Annotated in this window: 15 protein-coding genes and 2 tRNA genes; 4 read left to right on the top strand and 13 right to left on the bottom strand. The window is 72.9% G+C overall.

Translation table 11 applies throughout. The annotated features are described in order from the left end of the window. Positions 1–107: 107 nt before the first annotated feature. The 5 genes from ACF089_RS18455 to ACF089_RS18435 form a co-directional block, all read right to left on the bottom strand. Complete coding sequence (locus tag ACF089_RS18455; protein WP_392027540.1) at positions 108–2,957, bottom strand: DUF1156 domain-containing protein; 2,850 nt, start codon at positions 2,955–2,957, stop codon at positions 108–110. Next, positions 2,954–6,430: a helicase-related protein gene (locus tag ACF089_RS18450; RefSeq protein WP_392027538.1), complete on the bottom strand. Its 3,477-nt coding sequence runs from the start codon at positions 6,428–6,430 to the stop codon at positions 2,954–2,956. The genes ACF089_RS18455 and ACF089_RS18450 overlap by 4 nt, the downstream gene beginning before the upstream one ends. Before the next feature lie 360 nt (positions 6,431–6,790). Further along, positions 6,791–7,876, bottom strand: coding sequence for a CU044_5270 family protein (locus ACF089_RS18445; RefSeq protein ID WP_392027535.1), 1,086 nt, complete (start codon positions 7,874–7,876; stop codon positions 6,791–6,793). Next, positions 7,873–8,559 (bottom strand): RNA polymerase sigma factor, encoded by a 687-nt coding sequence (locus tag ACF089_RS18440; RefSeq protein WP_392027532.1) that lies wholly within the window; start codon positions 8,557–8,559, stop codon positions 7,873–7,875. Before ACF089_RS18440 ends, ACF089_RS18445 begins: the two co-directional genes overlap by 4 nt. A 53-nt stretch (positions 8,560–8,612) precedes the next feature. Continuing rightward, positions 8,613–9,479, bottom strand: a complete 867-nt coding sequence (locus tag ACF089_RS18435) for an alpha/beta hydrolase (RefSeq protein ID WP_392027529.1) — start codon at positions 9,477–9,479, stop codon at positions 8,613–8,615. Between the two features lie 396 nt (positions 9,480–9,875). Between ACF089_RS18435 and ACF089_RS18430 the strand changes: the two genes are divergently transcribed. Continuing rightward, a complete protein-coding gene (locus ACF089_RS18430; RefSeq protein ID WP_392027526.1) occupies positions 9,876–10,409 on the top strand; it encodes a GNAT family N-acetyltransferase in 534 nt (177 codons plus the stop codon). Positions 10,410–10,487: 78 nt separating this feature from the next. Here ACF089_RS18430 and ACF089_RS18425 read toward each other — a convergent pair whose 3' ends face one another. After that, positions 10,488–12,086 (bottom strand): MFS transporter, encoded by a 1,599-nt coding sequence (locus tag ACF089_RS18425; RefSeq protein WP_392027523.1) that lies wholly within the window; start codon positions 12,084–12,086, stop codon positions 10,488–10,490. Positions 12,087–12,549: 463 nt separating this feature from the next. Here ACF089_RS18425 and ACF089_RS18420 point away from each other — a divergent pair, with 463 nt between their 5' ends. Beyond that, the gene (locus tag ACF089_RS18420; RefSeq protein ID WP_392027520.1) at positions 12,550–15,855 is read left to right on the top strand and encodes a BTAD domain-containing putative transcriptional regulator; all 3,306 of its coding nucleotides are present in this window, start codon (positions 12,550–12,552) and stop codon (positions 15,853–15,855) included. Between the two features lie 122 nt (positions 15,856–15,977). Here the strand turns inward: ACF089_RS18420 and ACF089_RS18415 are convergent. Further along, positions 15,978–16,050, bottom strand: a tRNA-Ala gene (locus ACF089_RS18415). A 179-nt stretch (positions 16,051–16,229) separates the two neighbouring features. Between ACF089_RS18415 and ACF089_RS18410 the strand changes: the two genes are divergently transcribed. Then, positions 16,230–16,778: a helix-turn-helix domain-containing protein gene (locus tag ACF089_RS18410; RefSeq protein ID WP_392027517.1), complete on the top strand. Its 549-nt coding sequence runs from the start codon at positions 16,230–16,232 to the stop codon at positions 16,776–16,778. A gap of 63 nt (positions 16,779–16,841) precedes the next feature. Continuing rightward, positions 16,842–18,437, top strand: coding sequence for a serine/threonine-protein kinase (locus ACF089_RS18405; protein WP_392027514.1), 1,596 nt, complete (start codon positions 16,842–16,844; stop codon positions 18,435–18,437). A 152-nt stretch (positions 18,438–18,589) separates the two neighbouring features. On the opposite strand, the gene ACF089_RS18400 is transcribed toward ACF089_RS18405, so the two are convergent. The 6 genes from ACF089_RS18400 to ACF089_RS18375 all read right to left on the bottom strand — a co-directional run bounded on the left by ACF089_RS18400 (position 18,590) and on the right by ACF089_RS18375 (position 25,454). After that, positions 18,590–18,724 (bottom strand): DLW-39 family protein, encoded by a 135-nt coding sequence (locus tag ACF089_RS18400; protein ID WP_003958712.1) that lies wholly within the window; start codon positions 18,722–18,724, stop codon positions 18,590–18,592. 183 nt (positions 18,725–18,907) lie between these two features. Next, positions 18,908–18,981 (bottom strand) — tRNA-Ile (locus tag ACF089_RS18395). 81 nt (positions 18,982–19,062) lie between these two features. Next, positions 19,063–19,710, bottom strand: a complete 648-nt coding sequence (locus tag ACF089_RS18390; protein ID WP_392027510.1) for a DUF3566 domain-containing protein — start codon at positions 19,708–19,710, stop codon at positions 19,063–19,065. 4 nt (positions 19,711–19,714) lie between these two features. Further along, positions 19,715–22,324 carry a DNA gyrase subunit A gene (gene gyrA / locus ACF089_RS18385; protein ID WP_392027507.1) on the bottom strand — a complete coding sequence of 870 codons (2,610 nt, stop codon included), beginning with the start codon at positions 22,322–22,324 and terminating at the stop codon, positions 19,715–19,717. Positions 22,325–22,365: 41 nt separating this feature from the next. Continuing rightward, the gene (gyrB, locus tag ACF089_RS18380; protein WP_392027504.1) at positions 22,366–24,429 is read right to left on the bottom strand and encodes a DNA topoisomerase (ATP-hydrolyzing) subunit B; all 2,064 of its coding nucleotides are present in this window, start codon (positions 24,427–24,429) and stop codon (positions 22,366–22,368) included. Between the two features lie 371 nt (positions 24,430–24,800). Then, on the bottom strand, positions 24,801–25,454 hold the full coding sequence (locus ACF089_RS18375; protein ID WP_392027501.1) for a DUF721 domain-containing protein: 654 nt from the start codon (positions 25,452–25,454) through the stop codon (positions 24,801–24,803). Between the last annotated feature and the right edge of the window lie 19 nt (positions 25,455–25,473).

Raw genomic sequence — 25,473 nt, 5'->3', positions numbered from 1 at the left:
GTCCTGCCTTCTGTCTTCCGTGGGTGTCGGGGTGTCCGGGGTGCCGGGGACGCCGCCCGGCCGGGCCGCCCGGCCGAGCGGTTCCGGCCGGCCGGTCGCTCAGCCGGTCAGAAGAGCTGTTCCGAGGTGACGCGCGCGCTCCCCCGCCGGTCCGCGTCCCGGGCCGCCGTCCGCAGGTCGGGCCAGGTGCTGACGAGATTGTTGAACCAGCGCTGGCTCTCCGTCCAGCCCCGGCCCTCACAGATGTTGTGCAGCAGATAGGCGAGGCCCTTCACGGTGTCCTCGTCGATCTCCGGCCGGACGCGCATCCGGGCGAGCAGCTCGCCCGCCGCGTCGATGCCCGCGCCCGGCCCCTTGCCCTCGATCAGCCGGGACAGCCGCATGGCCGCTTCCCACACGGTGAGCCGGTCGTCCCCGTCCGGGTCGTACGCCTCCGCCAGTCCGTCGGGCCTGATCAGGGCGGCCAGCCCGGCCGCCGAGGCGACCACGCCCGCGTGCACCAGCCCGGGTACGGAGGTGTTGTAGCGGTGGGCGACCCGCTCGGCCTTGCCGAAGTCGGCGGTCTCCCACTGGTGGTCCTCGAACCACTTGATGCACCAGCGGGTGTCCGCGTCGAAGTCCTCCTCGTACTCGGAGAGGATCTCGTCCAGCGCCTTGGTGATCAGCGAGAGCGCGGTGCGCACCCGCATGGGGGAGCCGTCGGGCTCGGTGACCCGGGTGTAGCGGGAGAAGATCTCCATACCGGGGCCGATGGCGGCCTGTCCCAGGTCGACGGCGGGGATGGAGCTCTGCTGGAGCGGTCTGACCCGGTCGGGAAGCTCCCGGCGCAGGGCCTGGAGGAAGCCCCGGCGGTCCAGGACGCCCGCGCCCTCGGGGCGGGGCCGGCAGACCATCGCCACATAGGACGCGAGCGCGTTGGCCCCCTGGCCGACCTGCCGGGTGCTGTTGGTGGCGTGCAGCGGCCAGGTGCCGACGACGCTCACCCCGGCGGCGAGCATCGCCTCGAGCAGGGCGTCCCAGGCGGACGAGGTCAGCTCGCCGTCCTTGGTCTCCTCCTGGCGGTGGGCGTAGATGACGACGATCGGCAGATCCGGGCGGGAGGCCGTCTTGAGGGAGGAGAAGACCTCGGTGAAACCCTCGATGAAGTAGGCGCGCGCCTTCTCCGCACCGCCGTGGCGGTACGGGTTGGCGATCAGCTCCTCCGTCTTGGGGGTGGCCATGGTGGCGAAGAGGTCGGGGTGGACGGCGCGGGCCGCCCGGCGCAGCCAGACGTAGAAGTAGTCGCTGAGGTCGGCGTAGTTGATCTGCGCGAAGTAGGGCGGGTCGGTGGCGATCAGCGCGCTGGCCGGCGGTACGAGCGAGCCGGCGTCGCGCGCGTCGGCCTGGACCGCGACGCCGGGGACGCCGGTCGCGGGCAGCGCGGACATTCCGCTGAGCACGCTGCTGATCTGGGAGCGCCAGCCGCCGACGGACTCGCCGAACGGATTGGCCTCGGCGAAGTCCCAGAGCATGGGCAGCGCCTGGCGTCCGAAGGCGGGCTCGGCCTTCGAGGGGCCGGTGCGGATCCGCCATCTGACCTGGGAGGAGTTGGACATGGCCAGTTTGCCGATGCAGACCGCGAGGACGGTGGCGATCGCGGCCGCCTGATCGGCGTCGCCGCCGTCGGCCTCGACCCACCCCGGCACCCGGGCGACGGTGTCGGCGAAGGCCCCGAGGGTGTGGAGCTGGCGGGGGGTGTAGATGTCGGCCTGGCGGCGGAGCCCGTAGAGCGGGGTCTTGAAGTCCCGGGTGTTGCCGGGGAAGTCGAGTTCGGGGATCTCGTCGGGGAGGTCGAGCGCAGCGGCGGCCGAGTGCGCCGGTTCGGGGACGAAGCGCCGTCCGGTCGCGTCGTCCACGGCGATCGCGAGCATCTTCAGGCCCATCCGGCCGTCGACGCCCGCCTTGCGGATGTACTTCTCGTCGACCTCGGTGGCGCAGGCCGGGCAGGAGAACTTGCCGCCGCGGCCGGCGCGCTTGGTGGCGTCCGCGATCGTCCCCGTCGTACCGGTGCGGATCTCGAAGCGGACCTCGCCGTCCTCGACGTGGGGTTTCAGCCAGGCTTCCCGCCCGGTCTGCTTGCTGAGCCAGGGGGAGCCGTAGAGCGGGACGGAGAGCCGACAGGCCGGGTTGGCGCAGGGGACGGTGCGCGCCCAGAGCCAGGCGACGACCGCGCCCTCGGCCACCGGCTCGTAGAGGTCGCCGACCTGCTCGCGGACGGCGGCCTCGACGCGTTCGGCGTAGTGGCGGACATCGGTCGTCAGCCCGGCGAGGGGATCGACGGAGGTGCCGGCGAGGGTGCCGTGTTCGCCGCTGACCGGGGGCTTTCCGTGTACGGCGGGGACGAGCGCGGTCTCCAGCCGGGTGACCAGGGCGGGTACGGGGTTGAGGTCGGCGGCGACGGTGGGCAGGCCGAGCCGCTGGGCCTCGACCAGGGTGGAGCCGCCGCCGCAGAACGGGTCGAGGACGGTGGGCAGCGGCCGGCCCTGTGCCCGCTCCTGCTCGGCGAGGACCTCGCGGGCCCGCCTGAGGGCCTCGGGCGCGGGGGCGGTGCCGTTCTCGGGGACCAGTTCCTCGATGATCCTCAGCAGCCGGGCGCGGCCGGGCTCGTCGCCGGGGTCGTCGACGACGGAGGCGAAGAGGAGGGCGCGCCAGGCCGGGGTGGGCATCGGCGCGAACCATTTGTGGATGTTCTTGATGGTGCCGACCTTGCGGTCCTTGTCGGCCTTGCCGGCCCGGCTGATGGCCTCGGTCGGCAGGGCGACCTCGATCAGCTTCCTCCTGCGCTCCGGACCGTCCGCCGCGGCGGCGCCCGCCGTGCCCGCGCCCGCGCTCGTGGCCGTACTCGTAGCCGTGCCCGCGCCCGCGCTCGTGCCCGTGGCCGTACTCGTAGCCGTGCCCGTGTTCGTATCCGTGCTCACAGGGGAGCCCCTCCCTTGGTCCAGGCGTCCGGCCACGACAGCAGGAGCCCCTCGGCTTTCAGATCCCCGAACTCGGTGTCGGCGAAGGCGTCGCTGAGATAGCGGACCTCGTCGTGCTCCGGCCCCTCGGGGTGGACGGACACCAGCGCGAGACGGTGGCGGTCGCCGCGGTTCTTGGCGACCAGGATCTCGTTGCGGCTGACGTAGAACTGCTCCGCGCCCGCCCGGCGGCCCTTCACCTCGATATGGACGAGTCCGCCGTCCGGGGTCAGGGAGCGCAGGTCGTACCCCGGGTTGTTGTGGGCCGTTTCCTCGGGGATCCGGCCCAGCGACCGTTCGGCGCGCAGCACGGCGGCGACGGCCCGGCGGTCGGTCTCGTACCCGTCGGCGGCGTGGACGTCCGGGGTGCGGCCGGGGCCCGCGGTGAGCAGGCCGATGGGCACGATCAGGGCGTGGCCCGCGACGACGGGCGGCCGCGGCCGCAGGGCGGCGTCCTTGTCCAGCCGCGCCAGGCGCTGTTCGCGGCGCAGCTCCAGCTCCTCGGCCCAGGCGCGGGCGCGCTCGGGGCGGTGGCGGACCCGTCTGCCCTCGGCGAGGTCCTGTTCGAGCCGGCCGGCCTGGGCGTGCCAGTAGCCGATCTCCTGGCGGAGCCGCTGTTCGACCTGGGTACGGGTGCGGTTCACCAGCGGCAGGACGCGTTCGCGGGCCGCCGCCAGCCGAACGGGCACGGCCTCCCGGACGGCCCAGTCCAGGGCTCGCGCGGCCGGTCCCCCGCTCAGCCACTCCGCGTCGAGCAGGGGCCGCGCGGCCTCGGCCTCGCGCGGGGTCGGCGGGCGGTGGTCGAGATAGGGGGCGGGCCCGGCGTCGCGGGCGGCGCCGTCGGGCAGCAGCTCGATGAAGGCGAAGCCCCGGTCGACGGCGTGTCCGTGGCCGTCGACGATGTCCTGTTCCAGGGCGACCAGCAGCCGGGGGGTGTCGCCGGTGTCGGCGGCGTCCACCAGGATCGCGCCCTCGGCGAGCGCGCCGCCGTGCAGCCGTACGGTCTCGTCGAGCACGGCGTCGAAGAGGGGGTGGCCGGGGGCGACGAGCGCGGCCGGGGGACGGCCGGGGACGGTGAGCCGGTCGCGGTCGAAGCAGACCCGTTCGTACGCGCGCTGCGGGAGGCGCTCGGGGAGGTCGCCGGGGGCGCGCAGGGCGGCCGGCACATGGGTGATCTCGAAGCGGCCGGCCTCCCGGGGCCGGAGGCGGCCGCCGAGCCGGGCGAAGGCGTCGCGGAAGAAGGCCTGGACGTAGTGCGGGTGCAGGCGGCGGGCCTGTGCCTCTTCCATACGCAGCCGCACCTTGTGGACGTCCTCGATCTCCATGACCTGGGCGTCGAGGGCGAGTCCCTTGATCAGTTCGACGGCGCGCTCGCCGACCCTGGCGTCGATGACCTGGTCGAGCTGGGATCGGACGGCGGGCTGATCGCCGTAGCGAATCGCCTTGACCAGCAGTTCTCGCAGCGGCTCGCCCTCGAAAATCTCGCCGAGGACATTGTAGACCTTGCCCTGATATGCCGTGCTCTGTTGTTCGATTTTGCTCAGCAGCCGCTGGAAGACCTGGCCCTCGCGGGTGTTGTCCGCGACCAGGTTCCACAGATGGCAGACCTCGGTCTGGCCGATCCGGTGGATCCGGCCGAACCGCTGCTCGATCCGGTTGGGGTTCCACGGCAGGTCGTAGTTGACCATGAGGTGGGCGCGCTGGAGGTTGAGGCCCTCGCCGGCCGCGTCGGTGGCGATGAGGACGAGGACCTCGGGGTCCTCGGTGAAGGCGTCCCGGATGTCGCGGCGCTTGCGGCGCGGGGTGCCGCCGTGGATGGCGACGACGGCCTCGGGCCGTCCGATCAGCGCGCGGACCCGGCGGGAGAGGTACTCCAGGGTGTCGCGGTGCTCGGTGAAGACGATCAGCTTGCGGGGCCGCCCCTCGGCGTCCCGCAGCCGCTCGCGGTCCTGGAGCAGGGCGGACAGCTCCAGCCATTTGCGGTCCTCGCCGAGCGCGAGCACCCGTCGCGCGAGACTCTCCAGCGCCCGCAGGGCGGCGATCTCCTGGTCCAGCTCCGCGGCGGTCAGCGCGGCGGAGGCGGAGTCGACGACCTGATCCTCCAGGGTCTCCAGCTCCTCCCCGGAGAGTTCGTCGGGATCCGTGTCCAGGAGGTCGGCCACGGCGGCGGGCTCGGGCCGGGGGGCGAACCGCGCGGCGGACGACTCCGTACGGCGGGTCTCCAGCCGGGTCCGGCGGCGCTCCAGGGAGCGGGCGATCGCCTCGGGGCTGGAGGCGAGCCGGCGCTGGAGCACGGTGAGGGCGAAGCCGACCTGATTGCCCCGGCGGCCGTCGAGCCGCTCGGCGCGGTTCATCTCGTCGCGTACGTAGTCGGTGACCCGCTCGTACAGCTCCCGCTCGGCCGGGGAGAGCAGGTAGGGCACGGTGGAGGCGCGGCGTTCGGGGAAGAGCCGCTTTCCGTCGAAGGTGAGCAGATCCTCCTTGACCATGCGGCGCATCAGCCCGGAGGCGTCGTGCCGGTGGACTCCGGCCCGGTACTTCCCGGCGAAGCGGTCGCCGTCGAGCAGCGCCAGGAAGAGCTGGAAGTCCTCCTCCTTGCCGGCGTGCGGGGTGGCGGTCAGCAGCAGGAAGTGGCGCGCGGTACGGCCGAGCAGCCGGCCCAGCTCGTAGCGGCGGGTGGTCTTCAGCTCGGCGCCGAAGTACCCGGCGCTCATCCGGTGGGCCTCGTCCACGATCACCAGGTCCCAGGAGACGGCCGCCAGCCGCTCCTGGATCTCGTCGGACCGGGCGAGGGCGTCCATCCGGGCGATCAGCCTGGGGTGCCGGGCGAAGACCGAGCCGTCGGGGGCGGAGTCGGTCAGCTCCTTGGTGAGCAGGGTGAAGTCCAGGCCGAACTTCTCCCGCAGCTCCTCCTGCCACTGGTCGACGAGGCCGCCCGGGGCGACGATCAGACAGCGCTCCAGATCGCCGCGGAGGGCGAGTTCCTTGATGTACAGACCGGCCATGATCGTCTTGCCCGCGCCGGGGTCGTCGGCGAGCAGGAAGCGCAGCGGGGTGCGCGGCAGCAGCTCGTTGTAGACGGCCTGGATCTGGTGCGGCAGCGGGTCCAGGGCGCTGGTGGAGACCGCGAGCATGGCGTCGCCCCGGGCCGCCGTCCGGATCCGCAGGGCCTCGGCGGCCAGCCGGAAGAGCGCGGGGTCGGCGCCGAACGCGCTCCGCGCGGAGGTCTGCGCGCCGGGCGCGAGCGCGCTCTCCTGGTCCCGGTAGAGCAGCGTCTCCTCGACGGATCCGCCGGGGCGGCGATAGGTGACCCGCGCGGCGTCGGGCCCGAACATCCGCAGCGCGACGATCTCGACGTCGTCGGCGGGGACGATGCCGGATATCGCCCGGCCGGGGGTGAGGTCCTCAAGACGCAGCGGGCCGGGCCCGGACATGGTGAGCCTCCTGGCGGCGGGTCCGTGATCGGCTGATCAGCTGATCGAAGAGGCTCCATGATGCCGCGCGGCGCGGGGGCGGGGGGAGGGGGATCGCGTACGCGGTTCTCCTGGGCGTGCGCGTGCGCGGGGCCCTGCGCGTACGCGTGCGCGTCGGCCTGCGCGGCGGCCCTCCGCGTACTCCTGCGCGTCGGGTGCCCTGCGCGTACGCGTCGCGGAGGGGCGGGGCGGGGGTACGCGGAGGGCCCCGGCCGGCCGGGCCGCGGTGGGGCGGCTCGGCCGGGCGGGGCCGGGGTGCCCCGGCCCGGGCGGGGGGCCGGGGCCGGGGTGTCATGGCCAGGGCCGGGCCCCGGCCGGCGGTCAGTGCTTCGCGGCGCCCGGGCGGTCCCCCTTGCCGTCCACGACGGAGCGCTCCAGCGCGGCGGTGCTCGCGGTGACGGTGCCCGCCTTGACCCCGTACGCGTCCTTCAGCTGAACGGTGCGCTCGCCGAGGTGGGCGTAGGTCTTCCGGTCGAAGATCCACTCGGTGCGGCTGACGCCCTCGCGGTCGGTCAGGGCGACCGCGACGCCCTCACGCCCGGCCGCGTCCTCGGCGCTCTCCACCAGGACGACCCCCGGGATCTTGGCCGCGGTCCGGTACAGCGCGGCCGAGACCTTCGGCGACGCGAGCTGTCCGCGCAGCAGGTCGCCGATGGTGACGAACGCCTGCTGGTGCGGCCCGTTTCCCGCGCCCTTCGTCTCCTCGTAGATCTTCTTCAGCAGCACGTCCGGGTCGGTGGGGAGGGCCTTGAGGTAGTCGTACGAAGGGGCGTTCAGCGACGGCCGGTACGGGGCGTTCAGCTCCTCGGAGCCGCCCCCGCCTTCGTTCTCGTCGTAGTCGAGGGAGGCCCCCTCGGTGACGCCCTCCTCCACGTACCACCCCTTCTGGCCGTCGGGGGACTTCCAGTCCTCCCGGGTGTGCGGCGGCGACACCCAGGACTTGGAGCCCTTCGGGCCGACCTCGGTACGGAGGAACGAGACCGTGCTCTTGACGTAGACGTACTGGTCCTCGTCCGGCTCCTGGACCGGCTGCCGCTCGGCGGCGGCGGAGATCCGGGACAGGGTGGAGGCCACGTTCTGGGTGCTGCCGAGGTCGACGGCGCCGTGGTCGACGGCCCCGCCGCCCCTGACCTCGCCCGCGCCGGGGCCGCTCCCGGCGCCCAGCACGCCGGTCAGCAGCACCCCGGCCAGGGCCATCGCGGTCAGCGGGACGCCGACGTAGAGCGCGCGCCGCACCGGCCGCGCCTTCGGGGCGCCGGCCTTCGGCTGGATCTCGTTCATCAGATGCTCCTCGAGCAGTCGTCGGCGGTCGTGCGGCAGATCCGGGTCGCCGGGCGCGGGCAGCAGCCGGGACAGTTCCGCACGGTCGAGCGGTTCCTGCGTCCGCCGCCAGGGGGTGCGGTTCATCGGTTCTTCTCCTGATTCGACCGGGCCGCATCCGTGCGGCCACCCTGTACTTGTCCGCGGGGCGCTCCGAGTTCCACCGGTTCCTCCAGATATTTCCCGGCGGGCGGGACCCGGGCCGGGGGCTCCTCCCCGGGAGAGCGGCGAAGCTCCTCCGCGGCGAGGGCGCGCAGCCGGGTGCGGGCCCTGGAGAGCCGGGAGCGGATCGTGCCGACGGGCACGCCGAGCGCCTCGGCGGCCTCCGCGTAGCCGAGGCCGGACCAGACGCAGAGGGTGAAGACCTCCCGGTCGCCTCGGCGCAGCCGCTTCAGCGCCCGCTGGGCGGCGGCGAGCTGGGCGGCGTCGGTGAGGCGTCCGACGAGTTCGTCGGCGAAGTCCGGCACGGTGTGGCGGGCCGGCAGCCGGGTGAGGGCCGTGCGGTGCCGGCGGGCCGCGCGGGTGGTGTTGCGGAGTACGTTGACGGCGATCCCCATCAGCCAGGGCCGCGGGCTGTCCCCCTCGTCCCGCAGCTTGCGGCGCAGCCGCCAGGCCTCCAGGAAGGTCAGCGACACGATGTCCTCGGCGACCGCCCAGTCGCCGGTGGTCCGCACCGCGTGCCGGTAGACCAAGGGGGAGTGGGCGGCGAACAGCTCCCTGAACGCGGCCGGGTCGCCCTCACGTATCCGGGCATGCATCGAATAGTCCACGTGAGCAGTTGTCCGCACGGCGGGGGAGGTTCCCGTGACTCAGGTCATACGGCTCAAACGGCCCCCACGGCCGGGGCCTCGGACCCCGGCACCGCGGCGGCGCGGGGCTGGAGGCACTCCTCCAGGAAGCCGAGGGCCCGCAGATGGTAGGCCCGGGCCGCCCACCCCAGGCTGATGTTGTGGCCCGCCCCCGGCTGACGGTCCACCAGGACCCGGGGCGCGGCGAGCAGCCCGGTGAGTTCGGCGACCGCCTCCGGATCGTGCCGCCACCAGGCCTCGTGCTCGGCGAAGGTGATCCGGACCGGGACCCGGACCCCGGCGGCCACCGCCGGGAAGCTCTCCTCCCAGCCCGCCGCCTCCGCCGGCTCCCGCACCGGCGTCTCGGCCACCAGGGAGGCGGCCAGGGTGAAGGTGTCCGGCGGATACAGGCCCAGCGGGCCCCAGTTCTGCCGGATGCCGCCCGGGCCGCCCGGGCGGCCCGGGCCGCCGGACGCGGGGCGGCCGGTGGGCGGCGGGACGGCGTAGCGGTGGCCGCAGCCGGAGACGTCCAGCCCGATGAGCGCGTCGTGGAGTCCGTGCGCGGCGGCGGTGAGCGCCACCTTGCCGCCGTAGGAGTGCGCCAGGACGAACAGGCCGGCGCCGAGCGGGCGTACGGCGCCGAAGTCCCGCAGCGCCGCCCGCAGCGTGGCGGCCTGCTCGGCGAGGGTCTGGCCCTCGGGCAGCTGCGGCGCGGACGCTCCGTAGCCGGGGCGGTCCACGGCGAGCACCGTGTAGCCCAGCTGCGCGCCGAGGGCGAGCAGCGAGAGCGTGGGGTGCGCCTGCCCGTCGAAGTAACCGGAGTTCATGCCCCCGCCGTGCACGGCGAGAACGGTGGCGCGCGGGGGCCCGGCCGGCTCGGCGAGCAGCGCGGAGAGCGTCACCCCGTCCGCGTCCAGCGAGACGCGGGAGACGCCTGGGGAGTGCGGTGGACGGGACAGGACTCCTCCTCGGTGGAGCTCGCCATCTGCTGCCGTCGTTCACCCTACGGCGGCCCGCCCGCCCGACGGCGCGCTTGAGCCCCGCGTGGCCCTCTCGTCGGGGGCCGCGGGGGAGCACGACAGCGGCGTACGCCGTCCGGTCGGGGGCCCGGGCGAGCGCCGCGCCCGGCAGGGGCGTACGCCGCCCGGTCCGGGGCCCCCGGCGAGCGCCGCGCCCGGCAGGGGCGGGCCTATGCGGCCCGCCCGCGGAGGGCGTCCTCCCCCGCCCCCGGCGCGTTCGCCGCCCCGCCCTCCGGGCCGATTACCGCTCGGCCCGCGCCCTTCGGCAGGATGGGGCGTATGACCGAGATCCGCACGCCCCGCCTCCTCCTTCGCCGCTGGCACGACGACGACCTCGTACCCATGGCGGAGATCAACGCGGACCCGGAGGTCATGCGGTGGATCGACGACGGGTCGGTGCTCGATCTGGAGGCCACCGCCGAGGCGATCGAGCGCTGGGAGGAGGAGTGGGATGAAGAGGGCTTCGGCCTCTTCGCCGTCGAGCTGCTGGCCTCGGGCGAGCTGATCGGCCTCACCGGGCTGTCCGTCCCCGAGTTCCTCCCCGAGGTCCTGCCCGCCGTGGAGATCTCCTGGCGGCTCGGCCGCTCGTACTGGGGCCAGGGCTACGCCTCCGAAGCCGCCCACGCGACTCTGGAGTTCGCCCTCCAGGACCGAGGTCTCGACCGGGTCATCGCCATCAGCCGTCCGGCCGACGACGCCTCCGAGAACGTCCTGCGCAAACTCGGCATGACCCAGGAGCGCGAGACCGAGGACCCGCGCCACGGCTTCACCCTCACCGTGCACGCGATCGACCTCACCGAGTTCGAGGCGTGACCGAGCCGGGGCCCGACCGAGCCGGGGCCCGGCAGGCGGGCCCGACCGGGGCCCCCGGGCCCCCGGCCCGCCGCCCGTCTAGCGGTCCCCGGCCGGCTGGAGCGAGCCCTCGGCATCCGTCCGGCCGGGCTCGCCGGGCTCGCCGTCGGCCGCGCCGCCCCCGCCGCCCCTGCGCAGCGCGGTCGTCGCGAGGACGGCGGTGACGGCGGCGAGCGCGGCGCAGACGGCGGCGACGGTGTTCAGCCCGGCGGTGTACGCCTCCCCGGCGGCCCCCAGCACCTGTTCGCCGAGGGCGGCGGGGAGCCCGCCGGCCTCCGCGACGGCGCCCTCGACCCCGCCGCGCACGGTGTCCGCGACATCCTCCGGCACCCCGGCCGGCACCGAGACAGCGCTCTGGTAGACCGCGCCGCCGAGGCTGCCGAGCGCCGCGACCCCGAAGGCGACGCCGAACTCCCCGCTGGTCTCCGAGAGCGAGGCGGCCGAGCCGCCCTTCTCCGGCGGGGCGGAGCCGACCACGAGATGGGTGCCGAGCGCCCCGATCGGACCGGTGCCGAGGAAGGCGATCACAAAGCCGGTGACGAGCAGCGGCAGCCCGCCGGCCGGTTCGACGAAGACGAGCAGCAGATAGCCGGCGGTGGTGACGCCGAGCCCGCAGCCGATGACCACGCTCATGGGCAGCCGCTTGGTCAGCGTCGGGGCCAGCGTCGCGGCGACGATGGAGACGATCGCCGACGGCACCATCCACAGACCGGCCTCGGCCGGCGAGAGGCCCTCCACCATCTGGAGGTAGCCGGAGATGAAGAGATAGCTGCCGCCCATGGTGACCATGGCGAACATCAGCACGAGCAGCGAGGCGGTGAAGGCGCCGCGCCGGAAGAGGCCGAGGTCCATCAGCGGGTGCTCCAGCCTGCCCTGGCGGCGGACGAACAGCGTGCCGAAGCCCAGACCGGCCACGATCGCGATCACCGGGACCGGCGCCCAGCCCTCGCGGGTGATCTCCTTGAGTCCGTAGATGACCGGCAGGATCGCGGCGAGCGAGAGCGCCGCACTGACCAGGTCGATCCGGCCGGCGTCCCGGTCGCGGTACTCGGGCAGCACGAAGGGCGCCGAGACCAGCAGGATCAGCATGACCGGCACGCCGAGCAGAAAGACCGAGCCCCACCACCAGTACTCCAGCATCACCCCGCCGATCACCGGCCCGAGCGCGGTGCCGCCCATGAAACAACTGGCCCAGACGGCGATGGCCCGGCCGCGCTGATGCCCGTCCTGGAACATATTGCTGATCAGGGCCAGCGTGGACGGCATCAGAGTGGCCGCGGCGATGCCGAGCAGGGCGCGGGTGACGATCAGCGCCTCGGCGCTGGTGGAGAAGGCGGCCGCCAGCGAGGTGACTCCGACGGCGAACGCGCCGGTCATCAGCAGTCTGCGCCGGCCGATCCGGTCGCCGAGGGTGCCCATCGTCACCAGGAACCCGGCCATCATGAACCCGTAGACGTCCATGATCCACAGGGTCTGGGCGCCGGTCGGGTTCAGCGACTCCGCGAGATGCGGCAGGGCCAGGAACAGCACGCTCTGGTCGAGCGCGAGCAGCAGGGTGGGCAGCGCCAGCACGGCGAGCCCGGCCCATTCCCGGGCTCCGGCCTTGGGGGGCGCGCTCTCGGGGACGGTCGATGACATGGTCTTCCTTCCATGGTCCGGCGGTCGTGTGGGGGAGCGCGCCGGGCGGGCTGTCCCACGGGCGGGGCCGGAGGCGTGCGGACGAAGGGGTACGAGGAGGTACGAGGGGGGCGGGCCGGAGCGGTGGTCCCCCGGCTCCGGGCCCGGCGGCCCCCGCGGACCACCACCGTGCGCCCCGGCGCTCCCGGCCCGCTCTCGATCCGCTCTCGGTCGCTTCCGGGACCGCCGCCGGAACCTCCCCCCGGGCCACCACCCGGGCCGGACCGGGGCCGGGCCCCCCGGACCGCCACCCGGGCCGGACCGGACCGCCGCCGACCGGCCCGGCCCCGGCCCCGGGCCGCCCGGCGACTCCCCGGCGCCGCCACCCGCGAACTCCCCCGTGCTCCCACCCCTCCCGTTCCGTCCCTGCACCCCTCCCGTTCCGTCCCTGTCGCCCCCTCCCCGCGTGGGTTAGCGTGATCACATGCGTTTCGGGGTGCTCGGTCCGCTGGGCGTGTGGACGGCGGACGGGCGGCCGGTCAAGGTCCCGGAACGGAAGGTCCGCGCCCTGCTCGCCTGTCTGCTGGCGCACCGGGGCCGCCCGGTCTCCGCCGACCGGCTGATCGACGAACTGTGGGGCGACCGGCCCCCGGGCAGACCCGCCGCCGTGCTCCAGAACAAGGTCTGGCAGCTGCGCCGCGCCCTGGAGAGCGCCGAGCCGGGCGGCCGGGAGCTGGTCGTATCGGTCTCCCTCGGCACTCCGGGATACGAACTGCGGGCCGGCCCCGACGCGGTGGACGCGGACCGCTTCCAGGCCTCGGCGGACCGCGCCCGGACCGCCGGCGATCCCAGGGAGCGGGCGGCGCTGCTCTCCGACGCGCTGGCGATGTGGCGGGGGCCCGCCTTCGCCGACTTCGCGGACGAGGAGTTCGTCCGCACCGCCGCCGCCGCGCTGGAGGAGCGGCGCCTCACCGCCCTGGAGGACCAGGCCGAGGCCCGGCTGCGGCTGGGGGAACACGCCCTGGTCGCGGACGAGCTGGGCGATCTGGTCGCCCGGCACCCGCTGCGCGAACGGCTGCGCACCGCGCAGATCCGGGCGCTGTATCTCGCGGGCCGCCAGAGCGCGGCCCTGAGCAGCTACGCCGAACTGCGGGAGCACCTCGCCGACCAGCTGGGACTCGATCCGGGCCCCGAACTGGCCGCCCTGCACCGGTCGATCCTCACCCAGGACCCGTCGCTCACCGCCGTGCCCTCGCCCGCGACCACGGCGGCCCGGCCGCCGTCGAACGTGCCGGGCGCGCTCACCGAGCTGATCGGCCGGGACGAGGCGGTCGCCGAGCTGGGCGCGGCGCTCGCCGCCCACCGGCTGGTGACGCTGACCGGACCGGGCGGGGTCGGCAAGACCCGGCTGGCCCTCGCGGTCGCCGCCCGGGCGGCCCCGGCCTTCCCCGGCGGGGTCCGGCTGGCCGAGTTCGCCGCGCTCGCCCCCTCACGCGCCCGGCGGAACGCCGACGCGCGCGACCCGGGCGTACGCGACCCCGGCACGGACGACCCGGGCGTACGCGACCCCGGAACACAGGACACCGGGGTACGGGAGCTGCTCGCCGCGCTGCTCGGCGTACGGGACGACATCTCCCCGCCGCCCGCCGCCGACACCGGTCCGCCGTCGCTCGCCGAACGGGTGGCGCAGGCGCTGGGCGACCGGCCGACGCTGCTGGTCCTCGACAACTGCGAGCATGTGGTGGAGGCCGTGGCGCGCCTGGTGGAACGGCTGCTCGCCGCGGCCCCCGGGCTGCGGGTGCTGGCGACCAGCCAGATCCCGCTGGGCGTCGCCGGCGAGCGCATCAGCGACGTACCGCCGCTGGAGGGGCCGCGCGCGGTGGAGCTGTTCGCGGCCCGGGCGTCCGCCGCCGCGCCCCGTTTCGTCCTCGACGAGACCAACGCCGAGGCGGTGGCGGCGATCTGCCGCCGGCTGGACGGCATCCCGCTGGCGGTGGAGATGGCCGCGACCCGGGTGCGGGTGCTGGGCGTGACGGAGCTGGCGGCCCGGCTGGACGACCGCTTCCGGCTGCTGGCCTCCGGGGTGCGCGGCGCGCCGGCCCGTCAGCGGACCCTGCGGGCGGTGATCGACTGGAGCTGGGAGCTGCTCGGCGAACGGGAGCGCACGGTGCTGCGACGGCTCGCGGTGCACGCCGACGGCTGCGCGCTCGCCGCCGCCGAGGAGATCTGCCCCGCGGGCGAAGTGGACCGTACGGAGGTGCTCGATCTGCTCGCGCGGCTGGTGGAGGCCTCCTTCGTGGTCGTCGCCGACACGGCGGACGGACCCCGCTACCGGCTGCTGGAGTCGGTCACCGCGTACTGCGTCGAACGGCTGCGGGAGAACGGCGAGCTGACCGCGCTCCAGCTGCTCCACCGGGACTACTGCACCAGGCTCGCCGAGCGGGCCGAACCTCATCTACGGGGCCACGACCAGCGGCGATGGCTGCGCAGGCTGGACGCGGAGAGCGCGAATCTGCGCACCGCGCTGGAGAGCGCCGTACGGGCGGGGGACGCGGAGCGCGCGCTGCGGCTGGTCAACGCGCTGAGCTGGTACTGGCATCTGCGGGGCCGCAACAGGGAGGCCGAGCGCTCCCTCGCCCGGGCCCTCGCGATACCCGCCCCGGACCCGGCGGACCCGGCCGCGCACGCCGCCGCCGTCGCCGCGGCCACGGCCGGACTCGGCGGGACACGCCTCGCGCTCGGCGGCAGCGCGGACCCGCTGTCGGTGTACCGGACGGCGCTGCTGCCGTACGAGAAGGTCGACGACCCGGCCGGACGGGCGCGGGCGGAGTGGTTCCTCGGCTCCAATCTGTACGGCATCGGCGATCTGGCCCCGAGCGAGGAGCTGGTGGCCGGGGCGCTGACCGCCTTCCGCGCGCTGGACGACCGGTGGGGCACGGCGGCCGCGCTCTCCAGCCAGGCCTTCCAGGCGAAGCTGCGGAGCGACTTCGGGGCGCTGCGCCGGCACGGCGAACAGAGCCTGGAGATCTTCCGCGAACTGGGCGACGGCTGGGGCAGTCTGCGGGCGATGGTGCCGCTCCAGACGCTGGCCGAGGTGGTCGGCGACTATCCGCGCGCGGGGCGGCTGCTGCGGGACGGGCTGCGGATGGCGGAGGACCTGGAGCTGTGGCCCGAGGTGTCGTTCCAGCTCGCCGGTCTGGGCCGGATCGCCCTGCTGACCGGGGAGCCGGACCGGGCCCGCGAGTACCACGAGCGGGCCCGGCGGCTCGCCGTCGAGCAGTCCGACACGTTCGGTGAGCAGTTCGCCGAGATCGGCCTCGGCATGGGAGCCCGCCGGACGGGCGACCTGGACGCCGCCGAGTCCCATATGGCCCATGTCCTGGCACTCCACCGCAAGATGGGTTACGAACCGGGCGCCCCGGCGCTGATCCTCACCGAGCTGGGCTTCGTCGCCGAGGCCCGCGGGGACGCGGCGGGAGCGCTGGAACTCCAGCTGTCCGCCTGGGCCGCCGTCCGCGCCACCGGCAACCCCCGGGCGGTCGCCCTCGCCCTGGAGGGCCTGGCCGGCGCCCGCCGCCTGACCGGCCACCCGACCCACGCCGCCCGCCTCCTGGGAACGGCCGCCGCCGCCCGCGCCTCCGTCGGAACGCCCCTGCCCGCCGGCGAACGCGGCGATGTGGACCGCATCTCCGCCCTCACCCGCCAGGAACTGGGCGAAGCCTCCTACCTCACCCACTTCCACCACGGCACCACCCTCACCCCCACCACCTCCGCCACACCCCCGCCCTGACCCGACCCCCCTTCCGCCGGGCACCCCCTCCACGGCGTCCGCCCCGGGGGGCCAGATGGAGACCCGTACGCAAAAAACCCGCTCCGACCTGCGCATACGCAGACCGGAGCGGGTTTTGCACGTGGAGCCTAGGGGAGTCGAACCCCTGACATCTGCCATGCAAAGACAGCGCTCTACCAACTGAGCTAAGGCCCCGAACGATCGGCACGGCCGACCACACCATGTGTTCGCCCTGTGCCGCAGACCAGAGTACCGGGTGACCCGGGGGATCCTGCAAAACGATGGGGGCTCCCGGTGGGCGACCACTCTCCGTAAGATGCTCGTCGTGGTTCGCAGCAGCGAAGCCCGCTTGGGGAAGCGATGGGGAGACGCGCATGGACGCCGCTCAGCAAGAGACGACCGCCAGAGCCCGAGAGCTACAGCGCAGCTGGTACGGGGAGCCGCTGGGCGCGCTCTTCCGGCGGCTGATAGACGACCTCGGCCTGAACCAGGCACGTCTCGCCGCCGTTCTCGGTCTGTCGGCGCCGATGCTCTCCCAGCTGATGAGCGGCCAGCGCGCGAAGATCGGCAATCCTGCCGTGGTCCAACGCGTGCAGGCTCTCCAGGAGTTGGCGGGGCAGGTCTCCGACGGAAGCGTGAGCGCGGCCGAGGCGACCGAGCGCATGGAGGAGATCAAGAAGTCCCAGGGAGGGTCCGTACTGACCGCGAACAGCCAGACCACCAACAGCTCGGGCGCGCCCGCGGTGCGCCGGGTGGTGCGGGAGATCCAGTCGCTGCTGCGCTCGGTGGCCGCCGCCGGGGACATCATCGACGCGGCGGACTCGCTCGCCCCCACCCAGCCGGAGCTGGCAGAGTTCCTCCGCGTGTACGGAGCCGGCCGGACCGCGGACGCCGTCGCGCACTACGAGTCCCACCAGAGCTGACCACCGAGGCCGGACCGGAGCGGAGCACGGCCTCACGAGGGAACGGGGAGCGGACGCAAGCCCATGGGTGAGGTCTTCGCCGGTCGGTACGAGCTGGTCGACCCGATCGGGCGCGGAGGGGTGGGGGCCGTCTGGCGGGCCTGGGACCACCGGCGGCGTCGCTATGTGGCCGCGAAGGTGCTCCAGCAGAGCGACGCGCACACCCTGCTCCGCTTCGTCCGCGAGCAGGCCCTGCGGATCGACCACCCCCATGTCCTCGCCCCGGCGAGCTGGGCGGCGGACGACGACAAGGTGCTGTTCACCATGGACCTGGTGGGCGGCGGCTCGCTCGCCCATGTGATCGGCGACTACGGACCGCTGCCGCCCCGCTATGTCTGCACCCTGCTCGACCAGCTGCTCTCGGGTCTCGCCGCGGTGCACGCGGAGGGCGTCGTCCACCGGGACATCAAACCGGCGAACGTGCTGCTGGAGGCCACCGGGACCGGACGGCCGCATCTGCGGCTCTCCGACTTCGGGATCTCCATGCGCAAGGGGGAGCCGCGGCTCACCGAGACCGACTATGTCGTGGGCACGCCCGGATACTTCGCCCCGGAGCAGATGGAGGGCGCCGAGCCGGACTTCACCGCCGATCTCTTCGCGATCGGGCTGGTGGCGCTCTATCTGCTGGAGGGCCAGAAGCCCGACTCCCGGGCCCTGGTGGAGTACTTCACCAGCCATGGCACCCCGGGAGCCCCGCAGGGCATCCCGGAGCCGCTGTGGCAGGTCCTGGCCGGTCTGCTCCAGCCGGATCCCGAATGCCGTTTCCGTACGGCCACGGGGGCGCGCAAGGCCCTCGCGACGGCCGTGGAGATGCTCCCGGACGCCGGACCCGACGACGAGCCGGTGGAGATCTTCGACCAACTGGGCCCGCTGCCGCCGGGATTCGGACCCGAGGGACCGACCCGCCCCGCACCCGGCGTTCCGGTGTCCGGCACCGCCGCGGGAGCCGCCCCGTCGGCGCAAGGAGCCACCCTGCCGGCCGCGGGAGCCGCCCCGTCGGCACCAGGAGCCGCACCGCCGGCCTCAGGGCCCGTACTCCCGGCCGCCGGGGCCGCGATACCCGCCGCACCCGCCTCGGCGGAAGGCCCCGTACCGGACGGCGATCCCTCGGCGACGGGCCCGCACACCCCGGTCGCCCCCGCCAACCCCGTCGGTGCGCACACCCCGGGCCCGCACACCCCACCCGGTGTCCAGCCGCCGCCTCCGCCCCCGAACGCCTTCACCCGCCCGCACACGACGCCGGGCGGCTTCCCCGTACCCCCTCCGCCGCAGCAGCCGCCCACGCCGCCGCCGCATCCGGCCCAGCCGACCGCTCCCCCGCCGCCGCCCTCGGCCCAGGAGCCCACACCGCCGACGGCGCCCCTGCCGGCGAACCCCGCGGCCCACGCCTTCGGCCACGCGCCCGGGGAGCCGCCGCCGGCCGCGCCCGCCGTTCTCGCGGCTCCGGCCGTTCCCGCGGCCGCGGCCGCCTACCGACAGCCGCCCGCCGCTCCGGCTCCGGCTCCCGCCCCGCGCCCGCCCCGCAGACGGCGCGGGCCGACGCCGAAGGTCGCGGTCTCCATGCTGGTCCTGGCGGCGATCTGCTTCACCGTGGGCATCTGGGCGCTCTCCCAGGCCTGAGCGGCGGCCTCCCACACCTGAGCGACCGCCTCCACTTCACTTTCGCAACCACTTCGTTCGCGAAAGCCAACACCCCCGGCTGAACCGCCCCGGACAGCACGAAGCCCCGGCCCGCTCAGGGCGGCCGGGGCCTCGTTCAAGACTGCTGCGTCTCACACACCCGAACCTGCGGGCACGGAGTCGGTCGCCTCCGTCCACAGATCCTGCTCGGCGCGATCCGCCTGGATCTGGCGGTACACGAGGAGCCCGCCGATGGCGGCCAGTGCGACCAGGAGAAGCTTCTTCACCGCGCGACCTCGTCTTTCCTTGACGTATGAGGACTTCTGCCGCTCGACTATACACACCGACCGATACCGATCGGTGACCTGCGTCCCCCCGCGCTCCGGGCCCCATCGAGGCCCCCGCGGGCACGGCGCCCACAAACGAATCGGCCCGTACGGAGAAACTCCGTACGGGCCGATTCACTGCTGTGGGGCTAACAGGATTTGAACCTGTGGCCTCATCCTTATCAGGGATGCGCTCTAACCAACTGAGCTATAGCCCCGCCGCGCTCTGCGCTGACCTCTGAAGATTAGCGCACGTCCGGCGCAGCTCCCAAATCCGTTCCCCTCCGGAGGGGGAAGAGCTACTCGTCCTCCGCCAGCGTCAGCTCGACGCCGCCCACGAAACCGGCGGAGAGGTTGTAGATGAACGCTCCCAGGGTGGCGAGCGCGGTGGCCAGCACCACATCGATCACGGCGACGACCGAGGTGAAGATCAGCACCCGCGGCAGCGACAGGAACGACTGGAGGTCAAAGCCATTGCTCTCGGTGGAGCCGGTGGCCTCGCTGATCGTGCCGCCGACCGTGGAGAAGACGCCCATGGCGTCCATGACCATCCAGAGCACCGCGGCGGCGATCACCGTGCAGATGCCCAGCGCGATCGAGAGCAGGAAGCTGACCTTCATCACCGACCACGGATCGGCCTTGGCCACCCGCAGCCGCGCCTTGCGGGTGCGCGGCGTCGTCCGCGCGCCGGTGCGGGGCAGCCGCATGCCCGACTCGGTCCCGTCGTCGCCCTGGGGCGTCTGATAGGCCTGCGGCGGACGGTAGGGCTGACCGGAGGGCTGCTTACGGGCCGTCTGGTCGCCGCCGAACATCTCGTACGGGGGGTTGGACCCCCGGGTCTCCGTCACCGTATCCCCCTGGGAGTCCGCGGCAGGGCCACGGGCACCGCTCGATTTGGCAGTTCCAGCCGCTCCAGCGGCCGAACCGGCGCCCGTGGCTCCACTCACGCTCTTACTCCTCGTGCTCCCCGGCCGAGGGCTCCGTGCCCTCGACTGCCGCTTCGGCCGCACCGATGCCGGCCTCGTCGGTCCCTGCGGCCTCGTCGGTCCCGTCGACCTCTTCGGCCTCACGCCCTGCCTCGGCATTGCGAGCGATGCCGACGACGGCATCGCGCTTGCCCAGGTTGATCAGTTGAACGCCCATGGTGTCACGGCCGGTCTCCCTGACTTCATTGACTCGCGTACGAATCACACCGCCGCCGAGGGTGATGGCGAGAATTTCGTCCGTCTCCTCGACCACCAGAGCCCCGACGAGCGATCCGCGGTCCTCCACGATCTTGGCGGCCTTGATACCGAGGCCCCCACGACCCTGGACGCGATACTCGTCCACTCCGGTTCGCTTCGCGTACCCGCCGTCGGTAGCAGTGAACACGAACGTACCCGGCCGCACGACATTCATCGACAGGAGCTCGTCCCCTTCGCGGAAACTCATCCCCTTGACGCCGGAGGTCGCACGCCCCATCGGACGCAGCGCGTCGTCCGTTGCGGTGAATCGGATCGACTGGGCCTTCTTGCTGATGAGCAGCAGATCGTCCTCGGCCGACACCAGCTCCGCGCCGATCAGCTCGTCGTCGCGGCCGTCCTCGGTCTCCCGGAGGTTGATCGCGATGACGCCGCCCGACCGGGGCGAGTCGTAGTCCTTCAGGGAGGTCTTCTTGACCAGGCCGCCCTTGGTGGCCAGCACCAGATAGGGCGCCGCGTCGTAGTCGCGGATCGCGAGGATCTCCGCGATCTGCTCGTCGGGCTGGAAGGCCAGAAGATTGGCCACATGCTGACCGCGCGCGTCCCGGCCGGCGTCGGGCAGCTCGTACGCCTTGGCGCGGTAGACCCGCCCCTTGTTCGTGAAGAAGAGCAGCCAGTGGTGGGTGGTGGAGACGAAGAAGTGGTCGACGATGTCGTCTTCCCGGAGCTTGGTGCCCCGGACGCCCTTGCCGCCGCGCTTCTGCGAGCGGTAGTCGTCCGTCTTCGTCCGCTTCACATAGCCGCCGCGCGAGATGGTGACGACGATGTCCTCCTCGGCGATCAGGTCCTCGATGGACATGTCACCGTCGAAGGGCACCAGCATGGAGCGCCGGTCGTCGCCGAACTTGTCGACGATCACCGCCAGCTCCTCGCTGACGATCCGCCGCTGCTTCTCCGGGGAGGCGAGGATCGCGTTGTACTCGTTGATCTTCGCCTGCAGCTCGTCGTGCTCCGCGACGATCTTCTGGCGCTCCAGGGCGGCCAGCCGGCGCAGCTGCATCTCCAGGATGGCGTTGGCCTGGATCTCGTCGATCGCCAGCAGCTCCATCAGGCCGCCGCGCGCGATCTCGACGGTGTCGCTGCGCCGGATGAGCGCGATGACGTCGTCGATGGCGTCGAGGGCCTTGAGCAGACCGCGCAGGATGTGCGCCCGCTCCTCCGCCTTGCGCAGCCGGAACTTGGTGCGCCGGACGATGACCTCGATCTGGTGGTGCACCCAGTGGCGGATGAAGGCGTCCAGCGAGAGGGTGCGCGGCACCCCGTCGACCAGGGCCAGCATGTTCGCGCCGAAGTTCGTCTGGAGGTCGGTGTGCTTGTAGAGGTTGTTCAGCACGACCTTGGCGACCGCGTCCCGCTTGAGGACGATGACCAGCCGCTGGCCGGTACGGGAGGAGGTCTCGTCGCGGACGTCGGCGATCCCGCCGATCTTGCCGTCCTTCACCAGGTCGGCGATCTTCTGCGCGAGATTGTCCGGGTTGACCTGGTACGGAAGCTCCGTGACCACCAGGCACTGGCGGTTCTGGATCTCCTCGACCTCGACGATCGCACGCATGGTGATCGAGCCGCGGCCGGTGCGGTACGCCTCTTCGATGCCCTTGCGGCCGACGACGAGCGCGCCGGTCGGGAAGTCGGGGCCCTTGATCCGCTCGATCAGCGCGTCGAGCAGCTCCTCGTGGCTGGCCTCGGGGTGCTCCAGCGCCCACTGGGCGCCGGCCGCGACCTCGCGCAGATTGTGCGGCGGGATATTGGTCGCCATGCCGACCGCGATACCGGCCGAGCCGTTGACCAGCAGGTTCGGGAAGCGCGCCGGGAGGACGGTCGGCTCCTGATTCCGGCCGTCGTAGTTGTCCTGGAAGTCGACGGTCTCCTCGTCGATGTCCCGGAGCATCTCCATGGACAGCGGCGCCATCTTGCACTCGGTGTAGCGCATGGCGGCGGCCGGGTCGTTGCCCGGGGAGCCGAAGTTTCCGTTGGAGTCCACCAGCGGCATCCGCATCGACCACGGCTGGGCCAGCCGGACCAGGGCGTCGTAGATCGAGGTGTCGCCGTGCGGGTGGTAGGTGCCCATGACGTCGCCGACGACGCGGGCGCACTTGTAGAAGCCCTTCTCGGGCCGGTAGCCGCCGTCGTACATCGCGTACAGCACCCGGCGGTGGACGGGCTTGAGACCGTCCCGTACGTCGGGCAGCGCACGTGAGACGATGACGGACATCGCGTAGTCGAGATACGAGCGCTGCATCTCGGTCTCGAGCCCGACGGGCTCGATCCGCTGCGTGGGCTCTTCTTCGGTGGTGGCGGGAGTGGGTGTCTCGTCGGCCATTGCTGGTCTTCGGTCCTTTCGTGCGGTCAGCTGAGACCGACTCAGATGTCGAGGAAGCGGACGTCCTTGGCGTTGCGCTGGATGAAGGAGCGCCGGGCCTCGACGTCCTCACCCATCAGCACCGAGAAGAGATCGTCCGCCTGTGCGGCGTCGTCCAGGGTGACCTGGCCGAGGACGCGGTGCTCCTGGTCCATCGTGGTGACCCGCAGCTCCTCGGCGTTCATCTCGCCGAGACCCTTGAAGCGCTGGATCGAGTCCTCGCGGATCCGCTTGCCCTGCTGCTTGCCCAGCTCGACCAGGGCGTCGCGCTCCCGGTCGGAGTAGGCGTACTCGAAGTCGTCGCGACCCCACTTGATCTTGTACAGCGGCGGGCGGGACAGGAACACGTGTCCGGCCTCGACCAGCGGCCGCATGAAGCGGAAGAGGAAGGTCAGCAGGAGGGTGTTGATGTGCTGGCCGTCGACGTCGGCGTCCGCCATCAGGATGATCTTGTGATAGCGGAGCTTCTCGATGTCGAAGTCCTCGTGGACCCCGGTGCCGAAGGCCGAGATCAGCGCCTGGACCTCGGTGTTCTGGAGGATCTTGTCGATCCGGGCCTTCTCGACGTTCAGGATCTTGCCGCGGATGGGCAGGATGGCCTGGTACATCGGATTCCGGCCGGACTTCGCCGAGCCGCCGGCGGAGTCGCCCTCGACGATGAAGATCTCGCACTTCGAGGGGTCGTTCGACTGGCAGTCGCTGAGCTTGCCGGGCAGGGAGGCGGACTCCAGCAGGCCCTTGCGGCGGGTCAGATCGCGGGCCTTGCGCGCGGCGACCCGCGCGGTCTGGGCCTGGATCGACTTGCGGATGATGTCCGCGGCCTCGTTGGGATTGCGGTCGAACCAGTCGGTCAGGTGCTCGTGCACGACCTTCTGGACGAAGGTCTTCGCCTCGGTGTTGCCCAGCTTGGTCTTGGTCTGGCCCTCGAACTGGGGCTCGCCCAGCTTGACCGAGATGATCGCCGTCAGACCCTCGCGGATGTCCTCGCCCGAGAGGTTGTCGTCCTTCTCGCGCAGCAGCTTCTTCTCGCGGCCGTACCGGTTGACCAGGCCCGTGAGCGCGGCCCGGAAGCCCTCTTCGTGCGTGCCGCCCTCATGCGTGTGGATCGTGTTCGCGAAGGAGTAGACGCCCTCGGTGTACTGCGAGTTCCACTGCATGGCGATCTCGACCGAGAGCAGACGCTCCCGGTCCTCCGCCTCGATGTCGATCACCGTGGGGTGGATCAGCTCGCCCTTGCGCGAGTTCAGGTACTTCACGAAGTCGACGATGCCGCCCTCGTAGTGGTACGTGACCGTGCGGACCTGCTCCTGCTCCGCCTCCTCGGCGGTGTCCGCGCCCACGGTGGCCTTGGCCGACTCGCGCTCGTCGGTCAGCTTCAGCGTCAGGCCCTTGTTGAGGAAGGCCATCTCCTGGAACCGGCGCGCCAGCGTCTCGAAGGAGTACTCGGTCGTCTCGAAGATGTCGCCGTCGGCCCAGAAGGTGACCGTGGTGCCGCTCTCCTCGGTCTCCTCGTTCCGCGCCAGGGGCGCGGTGGGGACGCCGAGCTTGTAGTCCTGGGTCCAGCGGTAGCCGTCCCGCTTGACCTCGACGGCGACCTTGGCGGAGAGCGCGTTGACGACGGAGACGCCGACGCCGTGCAGACCGCCGGAGACGGCGTAGCCGCCGCCGCCGAACTTGCCGCCGGCGTGCAGGACGGTCAGGACGACCTCGACGGCCGGCTTGTTCTCCGACGGGACGATGCCCACGGGGATGCCGCGGCCGTTGTCGACGACCCGCACACCGCCGTCGGCGAGGATCGTCACGTCGATGGTGTCCGCGTGCCCGGCCATCGCCTCGTCGACGGAGTTGTCGACGACTTCCTGGACCAAGTGATGAAGCCCACGCTCACCGGTCGAGCCGATGTACATGCCGGGGCGCTTGCGGACCGCGTCCAGCCCCTCCAGGACGGTGATCGCGCTGGCGTCGTACGAGGCGGTGACCTCGCCGGATCCGCCGACCGGGGTGGACGGGTTGTTCTCGTTGGGGTTGCCGGAATCGGCCACGAAGCGCCCTTTCTGGCACAGCACAAGCCGTTCTCCGGGCAGGCGGGAGCGGCTGCGTCGTTCGACATGTTCCGCGAGGTGGCGGGATTGTCCACCAGTCTACCGGTACCGCCGACGGTCATGGGGGTTTGCAGGTAGCTGAGTCCTCATGTGCCGCCCTGGAAACCGTCGGTCCGACTCCCCATATTCGGGAAGGGGCTCCAGGGGGCTCACACCGGCATTGAGCGCTTCAGCCTGTCAAGGGTCGGACACGGTGAGGGAGGCGACGCGGAAAAGGCCCCGGGCGATGCCCGGGGCCAATCGGAATGAGACATTCCGGAGGGTCGAAAAGTGGTCGAAAGCGAAGGAAACGGGCCTGAGGCGTGGTCGGCGGACCCGATACGGGCCGGGCCGGCTCAGCCGTAGGTATCCCCGGGGCCCACGCTGCCCGGCGCCCGCAGCGGCCCGTAGTTCCGCCGGGGCCCGCCCGGGCCCAGCACCTTGAGCAGCCGTACGGTGCCGTGGCCGAGATCCTCGTTCAGCCGGGCGACCAGCCGGGGCGCCAGCAGACGCAGCTGGGTCGCCCACGCCGTCGAGTCGCACTGCACGGTGAGCACGCGCTCCTCGGGGTCCTCGTCGTACTTCAGGGGCACGCAGTGGTTCGCCAGGTCCTCGCCCACGATCTGCGGCCAGCGGCCCATCACCCCGCCCACGGCGGCCGGGGTCTCCCAGCCGCGCTCGGTGATCAGCCGGTTGATCGCGGCCCCCAGCGCCAGCGGATCACGGCCGTCCGCGCGCGCTCCCGAGCGCAGTCCGCCGCCCCTGCGGGCCTGGCGCTTCTCCTGGGCGGCCGCGCCGCGGGCCCGGGCCTGCTCCTTGGCCGCGCGCAGCGCGACCCGCGCGAGATCCACGCCGGAGGGCTCGGGGACGGCGGGTACGGCAGGTACGGCGGGGGCGCCGGGCAGTCCGGATGATCCGAGGGGCCCGGGCGCGCCGAGCGGACCCGATGCACCGAGGTGCGCGGGACCTGTGGGGCCGATGTTGCCGAGGGGGCCGATGGGCTCGTTCATACCCGCTTCTCCGTGCCGA

It is taken from the genome of Streptomyces sp. NPDC014894 (assembly GCF_043080985.1).
In the GTDB taxonomy this organism is placed as follows: Bacteria; Actinomycetota; Actinomycetes; order Streptomycetales; family Streptomycetaceae; genus Streptomyces.
This window is presented reverse-complemented; position numbering and strand designations above follow the sequence as displayed.